Source organism: Pseudomonas flexibilis, from assembly GCF_000806415.1.
Lineage (GTDB): Bacteria > Pseudomonadota > Gammaproteobacteria > Pseudomonadales > Pseudomonadaceae > Serpens > Serpens flexibilis.
This window is the reverse complement of sequence record NZ_JTAK01000004.1, coordinates 670,895-680,030: the sequence shown is the minus strand read 5'-3', so window position 1 is coordinate 680,030 and position 9,136 is coordinate 670,895. Positions and strand designations below refer to the sequence as shown.

7 protein-coding genes are annotated in these 9,136 nt (G+C 66.3%); all 7 read right to left on the bottom strand.

Annotation, left to right across the window (positions count from 1 at the left end):
• Positions 1-166 precede the first annotated feature (166 nt).
• From PT85_RS12275 to tagH, 7 genes are read right to left on the bottom strand one after another with little or no spacing between them, the layout of a single operon-like run.
• Positions 167-1,081 carry a serine/threonine protein kinase gene (locus PT85_RS12275; protein ID WP_039606765.1) on the bottom strand — a complete coding sequence of 305 codons (915 nt, stop codon included), beginning with the start codon at positions 1,079-1,081 and terminating at the stop codon, positions 167-169.
• The gene (locus PT85_RS12270) at positions 1,078-1,818 is read right to left on the bottom strand and encodes a PP2C family protein-serine/threonine phosphatase (protein ID WP_027590245.1); all 741 of its coding nucleotides are present in this window, start codon (positions 1,816-1,818) and stop codon (positions 1,078-1,080) included. Before PT85_RS12270 ends, PT85_RS12275 begins: the two co-directional genes overlap by 4 nt.
• Positions 1,818-5,282, bottom strand: coding sequence for a type VI secretion system membrane subunit TssM (gene tssM / locus PT85_RS12265; protein WP_039606797.1), 3,465 nt, complete (start codon positions 5,280-5,282; stop codon positions 1,818-1,820). Before tssM ends, PT85_RS12270 begins: the two co-directional genes overlap by 1 nt.
• Positions 5,283-5,289: 7 nt before the next feature.
• Positions 5,290-6,162 carry a type IVB secretion system protein IcmH/DotU gene (icmH, locus tag PT85_RS12260; RefSeq protein WP_039606764.1) on the bottom strand — a complete coding sequence of 291 codons (873 nt, stop codon included), beginning with the start codon at positions 6,160-6,162 and terminating at the stop codon, positions 5,290-5,292.
• 5 nt (positions 6,163-6,167) lie between these two features.
• Positions 6,168-7,499 (bottom strand): type VI secretion system baseplate subunit TssK, encoded by a 1,332-nt coding sequence (tssK, locus tag PT85_RS12255; RefSeq protein ID WP_039606763.1) that lies wholly within the window; start codon positions 7,497-7,499, stop codon positions 6,168-6,170.
• Between the two features lies 1 nt (position 7,500).
• Entirely contained in the window at positions 7,501-7,968 is a 468-nt protein-coding gene (tssJ, locus tag PT85_RS12250) for a type VI secretion system lipoprotein TssJ (protein ID WP_027590241.1), read from the bottom strand.
• Between the two features lie 5 nt (positions 7,969-7,973).
• A complete protein-coding gene (tagH, locus tag PT85_RS12245; protein ID WP_039606762.1) occupies positions 7,974-9,134 on the bottom strand; it encodes a type VI secretion system-associated FHA domain protein TagH in 1,161 nt (386 codons plus the stop codon).
• Positions 9,135-9,136 lie beyond the last annotated feature (2 nt).

The following is a 9,136-nucleotide window of genomic DNA, read 5'->3' as shown; positions in this document are numbered from 1 at the left end:
GGCCATACGGCTGTTGAGGCACCGGTTCCCGGCCCAGGCGCGGCAGGGAAAGGACGCATCGCCGATGGTAGTGTGGGGTCTCCCCATGTGAGAGTAGGTCATCGTCAAGCACCTAAAACCAAAACCCCAATCCGCAACCGCGGGTTGGGGTTTTGTATTTTTCAGCTCACTGAAGCCTGGCGATCAGCTTGGAGAGCAGAGAGTGCTGAGTAGTCTTCCCCCAGGCTTCATGCAACTGACGAGCGGAACAGCGCTGGTTCGGCAGGCTGGAGATCGCACGGTTCAGCACTTTCCAGAGGCTTGTCGGCATTTGCGCAGGCTGGCGGAGTGGTTCGTTCTTCAGGCGCGCACCGCTTAGCTCCAGTAGCACACAGCCCAGCGAGTAAACATCCGCCGCGCTGCTGGCGGGCTCACCTTGCAAGATTTCCGGAGCGGCGTATCCGGGGGTCCAGGCTTTGAAGTGCTCTCGGTCAAGTTGTGGAAGCTGGTCCTGAGAACAGTGTCCGAGGCCGAAATCGAACAGACGAACACCCTCCTTGCCCGCCAGAATATTGCTGAGTTTGATGTCCCCGTGAACGGTGCCCCGCTCATGACAATGGGCGACCGCAGCCAGCACGCTGCCGCCGATGCTGTGGATATCGCTCCATGCCAGGCCCTGTGGTTGGCGAAGGAGCAATTGATCCAGCGTGATGCCCTCGAGTAGTTCCATGACGATGAAGGGGTGCTCGCTTGCCGGGTCGATATCGAAATGCAGCACCCTGATTACATTGGGATGCTTCAGGCGCACCGTGCGAGCGAACTCGCTGTGCAGGAGGGTCGGCGCGTCGGGGTATTCGGCGCACTCATTGTTCAGGGTCTTGATCGCGATCAGCGGGCAGGGATCTCCCAGCTGTTCACGTAGCAGGTCTCGCGCTCTGAAGACGGCGCCCATGCCACCTACACCGAGCAGTCGTTCCACCCGATAGCGATTGCATAACAGGTCGGGTACTGGCGGCAGGCATGTCGATCGCGGCTCCGTCTTTTTCGCGGTCGACTGCGCAAAGGCGAAATAGGTCATTTCCGGCTCAATGATGCTCGTCATTGGCGGACTCCCGATGGCATCTTGCGGACCACCACGGCACTCAGATTGTCGCGCGCCGGGCCCTGCATAACGAAGTCGATCAGAAGATCTGCCGCCCGCTTCGGTGTCGGCGCCTTCAACGCCGCACCGAGTACCGCAGCCGGCGATGCCTGATGGATGCCATCACTGCACAGTAGGAAGCAATCGCCCGGGCGGACGTCGAACTCCACTGTGTCCAGTTCCAGATCGTTCGTTGCGCCCACGGCGCGGGTCAGTGCTTGGGAGGCTGGATGCTGGGCGGCCTGTTCGGCGCTGTATCGGTGTCTGTCGATCAGTTGCTGGGCCAGCGAGTGATCTCGCGTCAGCTGAAAGAGCCGCTGGTCCCGCCAGAGGTAGCATCGGCTGTCGCCTGCCCAAAGGCAGGCCCCGCGTACTCCTTCGACCAGCAGCACGACCACGGTACTGCCCATGATCGAATCCTGCTGATCGGCCGCCAGGGTCAGATCCTGGCTCAGCCGCTGATTCAGTCCGACCAGCTCGGTACGCACCTGGGCAATGCGCTGTTCAAGCGTGCCGTTCAACTGCAGTGCCGACAGTCCCTCGATGATGCTGCGGCTGGCCAGTGCCCCATTGGCATGCCCACCCATGCCGTCGGCAATGGCCCACAGACCCTGATCAGCGGCCGCCAGCAGCGCATCCTCGTTGCGCTGGCGTACCTTGCCGGTTTCGCTGCGCGCCGCGCTCTGCCATCCGCTCATTACAGGACCGCCGGCAGCTTGAAGCTGCGCAACAGCGACGGATCGAAGGGATTAGGCGAGCGCTGGCTGTGCAGCAGATACTGAGCGCGGCGTTCTTCCAGATGCGCCTTGAGCAGAAGCACATCCCTCCCGCTGTGGTGCTCCACCTGCAACTGATCGATCAGGCGGAACAGCGACCAGTGACCACTGTTCTTCTCCACGGCGAGGCGGCGGCCCCCGATCTCCTCGATCAGCACACTGGCCCTGCCGTCCAGGGTATGGTCTGGCCAGCGGAACGAGGTTTGCGCGATCGGACCATGGCGGTACTCGTGCTGCTGATTGCCCAAGCGGAACTCCGCGCGGCGCATGTTCGAATCGAGCAAATAAGATTCCAGCTTGAACTGCAGGCTGGGCTCCTCGGGATTATCGGCGAAGAAGCTGCGGCGGATGTCCTCCGCCTTGCCCAGCTGAGCTAGGAAATGCGGGGAAATGGGCAGGCCACGACCATCGACCAGTCGCAATTTCAGTTGGTTGCCGCTGCCGGTCACGAAGGGGCGCACATAGCCCTCGAAGAAGCGGTCAGCCACCCCCTTGCTCTTGAAAAACTCGCGGAAGTCGGCCAGGGAGACTTCGCTCTGGCTACGGGCCTCGAACGGGTAACGCTGCCTCAGGGCGCCCTGGTAGAAGGCGTACAGCTCGGCCTGGTAGCGCTGGTTCAGGTGGTGCTGGGCTTCGCTGAGGATCAGCATCCAGCTGTCATCGGCCAGCAGTTCCAGCCAGCGCCCGATCGGCTTGGGCATCCGCGCCGCATTGCTGCGCAGCTGACTGAGGGCGTCGCTACGGCCGTTCATGCGCTGGCGAGCCAGTTCGAATGCGGTCTGTTCCGGCTGGCTGGCCTGAGCCAGTGTGCTGAGCAGGGTGTGCAGATCATCCAGGGCCTGCAAGCTGTTGGCGAGTTCGGGACCGGCTGCGCCGTCGCCGTCCAGCAGCCGATGCAGGGGCGCGAAGTGGCGTTCCATGGCCTTGCGAGCACTGTCCGGTACGGCGCTGGCGAGCGGTGTACCCAATGCTGTGGCGGCGGACAACAGCTCGCCGGCGGTTGCCGTGCTTGCCGCCAGCCCACTGAATAGCGTGTTTTCCCGTAGCTGAACCAGCAGCTGCAGCAGCGGCGAGCTGGGCGAGCCCAACCCGGCGACCAGACGTGCCCCCTGCGCGGCATTGCCCACGGGCTCTGGCTCCATTTGCTCCAGCGCCTGCGACCAGTGGTAGGCGTAGTCGCGGAAGTACAGCTGCTCCACGTCGGCCAGCAGGCGGCCCAGATCATGCGGACTCAGGCCCGCGCTCTCACCCAGCACCCAGTTGTCGCGCAGGATCTCCTCCATTCGGCGTGGCCCTTGGGCGAGCAGGTAGTGTCGATAGCCGCGTTGGGTGTAGAGGCCGGGTATGGCATGGTCGCTGCCATTGAGCAGGGTGGCCTGCGGGCCGAGATGCTGGTGGAAGCGGTACTCTGGCAATTGCTGGGCCTGTTCGCGCAGTGCGCGGTACACCACTTCGGCCAGCGACTCGCTGCGCAGCGTCTGGCGAGCCTGGGCCACCAAGGCCGCGTCGATCGGTTGTGCGGCAAACGGCTCGGCCAGCAAACGTTGAAAGTGACCGTTCAGGGCTGCCTGTACGGTCGCCTCCCCCGGGTGGCGCCGTGACCACTCCGCCGCCAGCCGGTCGGCGAGGAAGCCGGCGTCCCGCCGCTCGGGCAGATTGAGCATCAGGTAGGCGCGCAGGCTGGCCAGCAGGGCATCGCGGTCTGTCCGCTGCACCAGCTGTGTTTCCAGAAGCTGGCGCACCCGAGGCAGCAGCAGGCGTTCCAGGTCACGTCGATAGTTGTCGGTCACCACCGGCTCCGCCTGGCTGCGCTGGTACAGGCCGCCGCGCTGCACCAGGGGCACCTCGCTGCTGTCGGGGAAAACCTGGGTAGCGGCATGACTGATGTCCAGTACTTCCAGCAGGCGATGGATGTCGTCATGGGCGTCCAGTTGCTCGCGGGCGGGCAGCAGGCTGTCGGCAGTCTGCCGCAGACGCTCGAGGCGAGCCTGGTTGTCCGAGAAGGCGTTGGCCCAGAGGACGGCCATTGCCAGCACACTGCCCAGCGCCGCGGCATAAAGCCCTCGTTGCCCCCAGGCCATGCGCCGCGCGGTCTGGCCGTCGAGGCTGGCCAGCGGCGCCTCGGGGAAGATCACCTTGGCAAACAGATCATGGATGAAGCGGGGCTTGCCGGTGTGCAGGCTGGGCAGCAGGCTGCCGGCCAGACCGAGCTGCTGGCCAATGCCGAGGGTCACCGGATCGAGCCCGCCCGCCAACTGCGGTGCACTTATGAAATAGAGGCCACGCAGCTGGCTGGCCCGCTGGTAGCGATTGCCGGCGAAGGCCAGCTCGACGAACAGGCACAGCTGCTCGCCCAGCTGGCCAAGCTGATGGGGAAAGTCGAGGATGCGCCCGCGCCGCACCGTATCCCGCTCTTGATGCATGCGTGGAATCACCTGGTGATTCAGCCGTCGCAGCAGTGTTTCGAGTTCCGCGCGTAGGGTCGCCTGCTCGGTGGCGGACTGCCCCGGACGGAAGGTCATGCCCAGTACCTGGTCGGCCTCCTCGCGTGACAGCTGATCGAAGGACTCGGCGAAGCCCGGCACCTTGTCCGCCTTGCCGAGCACCAGGTACACCGGCACGTCGACGCCCAGTTGCTGATGAATCTCCTGCAGGCGCTGGCGGGTCTGGCGCGCTAGGTATTCAAGCGCCAGTTCGTCGCCGCTCTGCAGCACATCCACCGGCAGGTTCACCAGCACGCCATTGAGCGGCCGGGTGCGACGCCGGCGCAGCAGGTGCAACAGCGTCTGCCAGCCCAGGCTGTCCACCGCCGGGTCGGGTTGGCTCAGATAGCGGCCGGCCGTGTCGATCAGCACCGCCTGTTCGGCGAAGTACCAGTCCGCGTACAGGGTGCCGGCGACTTCCCGAGTCAGACGCTGCTCCGCGCCCTGATTGAGCGGGAACTCCAGTCCGGAGAAATCCAGCAGGCTGGTCTTGCCGCTGCCCTGCGGGCCGATCAGCAGGTACCAGGGCAGCTCCTCGCGCCATTTTCCGCCGTGCCCCTTGAGCGTGCGCAGGGCCTCGCGATAGCGATGGCGCAATTCGGCCTGCTCCTCGCCGATGAGGCTTTGCTGACGTAGCGACTCCTGGGCTTGCTCGGCGCTCTGCGCGCGGCGCTGGCGCTGTTTGCCGCGCCAGTCGGCGAACGCCAGGGCCAGCCCCCACAGCAGCACCAGCAGGCCGATGCTGGCCAGACGGCTGAGCGGCGAGGCCCAGAAGCGCTGCTCGGCAATCGCCAGCAGCGGGCCGACGAACCAGATCAGCAGGCTCGCCAGCAGCACCAGCAGCAGGCTCCAGACCCAGGTCCGCGCCAGGAAACGGCCGATCCGGGCCGCGTATTGCTTGATGTCCATGTCACTTCATCCCTGACTGCGTGGAAAACTCAATTGCCGCGTCCGTGCCCAGGTAGGGCTGCAGCGCGTGGTCGCGCTGCGCCCCCAGCGCCCAGGCGAAGCTCACATACAGCACGCCCAGGCAGGCCACGGCGGCCAGCGCCACCTTCCAGGCCGGCACGTTGAACAGCGGCCGCCGCTGGCCGCCCGTCAGTCCCTCCCAGTGCGGCGAAAGCTCGCGCGGCACATCGCCGTGCAGCTGGCGAATCTGCCGGTACAGCCCGTCGCGTACCGCCTCCAGCTCGAGCATGCCGCGCGGCAGCACGCGATAGCGGCCCTCGAAGCCCAGCGCCAGGCACAGGTACAGCAGTTCGAGCATGGCCAGGTGCTTGACCGGGTTGCGCGCCAGGCGTTCGAGCAGCTGGAAGACCTTCTCACCGCCGAAGGTCTCGTTGTGAAAGCCGCTCAGCAGGCTCAACTGCGACCACTCGCCGGCCACGCCCCAGGGCGTGGTCACCACGGCTTCGTCCAGTACGCTGCACAGTACGTAGCGGGCCGCCATCACCTGCGCGCTTTCCACGCCGTCCTGCAGGGCGCGGTACTCGAACTGGCGGATGGCGGCGCCCAGTTGCGCCTGCAGCGCGTGCAGGTCTTCGCCGTGCGGATTGCTTCTGATACGTACTGCCTCGGACAGCAGCGGCGCGGCCGCCGCCACCAGCGGGTTGAGGCTGACGCTGAAGGACTCGGCCGGCCGCACGCGCGCGGCGAAGACCATGCGCGCCTCCAGCTCGTCGTACCTGGGGGTGGCCCCGGCGTCGCTCAGCAGGCTGTCCGCCGCCGGCGGCTGGCCGTTGTGGCTGAGCACGACCGTCCTGTCGCTCGCTGTGTAATCCATCTCTCTCAATCCCTGATCGCCCAGAATTTCAGTTCCAGCCCGGTGAATTCACCGGACGCATGCAGCGCGAAGCCGCCCGAACGCTTCATCTGCTCCTGCTCGTCGGGGGTCAGCTCCAGCGCGAAGTAGGTCTTGCCGGCATGGAAGGGGATCTGCCGTGGCGCCACCGGCAGCGGACGCAGGCGGATGCCCGGCAGGTGCAGGTTGACCAGTTGGCGGATGTGCTCGACCGGGCCGATCTTCAGATGCGCCGGCAGGCGCGTGCGCAGCGACTCCGAATCGCACTCGGCGCTGGCGGCCAGCACGAACACCGCGCTGTCCAGCAGGCTGGCATCGTGCAGCGGCGTCACCTGAATGCCGTACTGCCGCTGCTGCAGCGGCAGCTCGATGGCGTGCTGCTCGAGCACCATCGACAGCACCTGGCGCAACGCGTCCAGCAACTGATGGAAGCTGGCGCCCTGGTCGCCATGCTGGTAGCGGCCCTCCAGGCGCGGGCGTTTGCTCTCGGCTGAGAAGGTCGCCAGCTCGCCGAAGAGGCACAGCAGTTCCCGGTAGATCTGCACAGGATGCACCTGATCGACGCCCAGGTAATGGCGCAGCAGCGGCTCGTAGCGGTTGATCAGCTGCAGCATCATGAAATCCCCCACCTCCGCGCCGCCCACCTTGCCGGTGACGCGGATGCGCTCGGCCAGGGTGTCGCCCCGGTGCGCCAGCATGGTGATCACTTCCTTGAGGCAGGACAGCAGGTAATCGCTGGCATGGAAGTGCAGGAAGCTGGGGATGAACGCCGCATCCAGGCTGATCACGCCGTCGGGCGTGGTATCCAGTACCTGGCACACCTTGAGCTTCACGAACAGCGCGTCGTTGTGCTGATCGCCCAGCTGCAGGCGGAAATCCGGCTGGCCGCAGCCGACCTGGCCGAGGCCATTGTCGCCGGCGTTCGAGTCGGCCAGGTCGCGTTCCAGGGTGACGAAACGCGCCAGCACGTCCTTCTGCTCGGCCCGGCGGCTTTCGATGTGATTGCCGGTGGCCAGCGGCAGGGCCACATAGACCGGCGTGCCGGTGGTGTTCGGCGCGATGTCCAGCACCAGCGGCGGCTGCTCGGGGCCGATGTCGAACAGCGTGCCGTCGGGCAGCAGACCGCTGGCCCGGCTCAGCACCAGCTTGCCCATGTTGAGGAACTGCCGGTCGATCTCCAGGCCGAAGAAACCCCACGGATAGTGCCCCAGGCGCTGGGTGCGGCTCTTCAGCTGGTGGTCGTGATAGCGGTCGTTCTGCTGGAAGTGCTGCGGCTTGAGCAGCATGCCTTCCTGCCAGATCACCTTGTCCAGGGCCATGTCAGTCGTCCTCCGGCTCGGGGGTATCCAGGCGCCGCACGCCCTGGTCGTCGAGATGCAGGCGCACCTTGTGCAGCGCCTGCTCCTCGAGCGGAATGACCTGGCGCCAGCGGGTTTCCTGCAGGTCGCGATAGGCGGCCAACACGCCGACGTAGCGGCTGCCGGGCTGCACGTGCACCTTCAGCGCACGCCAGCTGCCCGGGCGCAGCTCGAACTCTTCCTGGGTGACGAAATCCGGCGCCAGCGCCTGGCGCGGGTTCTGGTAGAGGGCGAAGAAATCCGCGTTCTCGAAGGCCGCCGGATGGCGCAGCTCGATCAGCCGCACCACGATCGGCGACGGCCGGCCGCCGAGATCGGGGTTCAGGCTGTTGCTCGCGGTGGCGAACATATCCAGCTTGGTCAGCGACGAGGAGCAGCCGCCCAGGCACAGCAGGGCGCCGAGCAGGACCAGGGGAGCGAGGCGAAACATGGACATCATCCTTGCGAGTCGGTGTTCAGGGTGGCGATCAGACGGACCTGTTCTTCATAGGCTTGAGCGAAGTCACGGGCGAACAGGCGCTGGCCCCAGTCGCCGTTCTGGTCCAGTTGGCGATGCTCGTGGCAGTACGCGCGCCAGCGGCTGCCGGCCGTGACCGGCCAGGGCTTGCGTTCATGGTCGCTGCGCGCGGCGATCCGCTGCGGTGCGAAGTGCTCGAACATGGCCTGCACCGCGGCGCGGCTGGCGGCCAGCATTGCCACCTGATGGGCCTGCAGGTCACGGAAGGCGTTGGCCACCGCCTGCTCGCCCTTCAACTGGCCGGATTTGGGGGCGCGCAGCAGGGCCTGCATTGCTTCCTCGCTGTTGACCGCGTGCTTGAGCGGGTTGTTGCCGGCGCTCTGCACGGTGGTCTGTTGCAGGCGCAGTTCGCCCTTGAGCTCGCTGCGGGTGCGCAGGCTCTGCTGCAACTGACCGACACACTGGCGCAGCAGGCGGGCGGCCTGCAGTGCCACGGCCTGACGGGCCGGTTCGTCGAACGTCTCCAGCGGCATGCCCAGCGCTTCGCCCAGCTGCTGCCAGAAATCATCCCGGCTCGCACGGACCGGCGCCGGCGTAGCGGCTGGCGTGGCGGCGGTCGCCGGCACCAGCCGCGGCACCAGCAGGCTTTCCGCCTCCACGGCGGCGTAGTCCCGCTGCGGCGCCTCGCTGGCGGCGAGGGACAGCGACAGATCGAGGTCATGGGCCGCCGTTTCCGCTGCCGTGGCGTCCAGCCCGGCCAGCGGGTCAAGCTCCAGAAAGGCATCGTCCGGAATGATGCTGGCGCTCGTCAGCAGCGCGTCCTCCTCCATCCCGGGCACCAGGCGGGCACGAATCTCCACATCGCCCAGGCAGAAGATGGCGCCATGTTCGATCTTCTGCGGCACACCCTTGATCAGGCTGGCGCCGTTGTCCTTGAGGCGGATGCCGTTGCTGCTGGTGTCGGTGAGGAAATAATCACCGTCCCGGTGAGTCACCCGGGCATGTCGCCCCGAGATGACCCGCTTGCTGTCGGCAATCACCCAGTCGCAGTCCGCCGCCCGCCCGATCACGCCGCCGCGCGCGGTGAAGCGGGCGCTGGAGGCCGGCCCGGCCCCGACCCTTTCGAAAACCAGTTCCATGG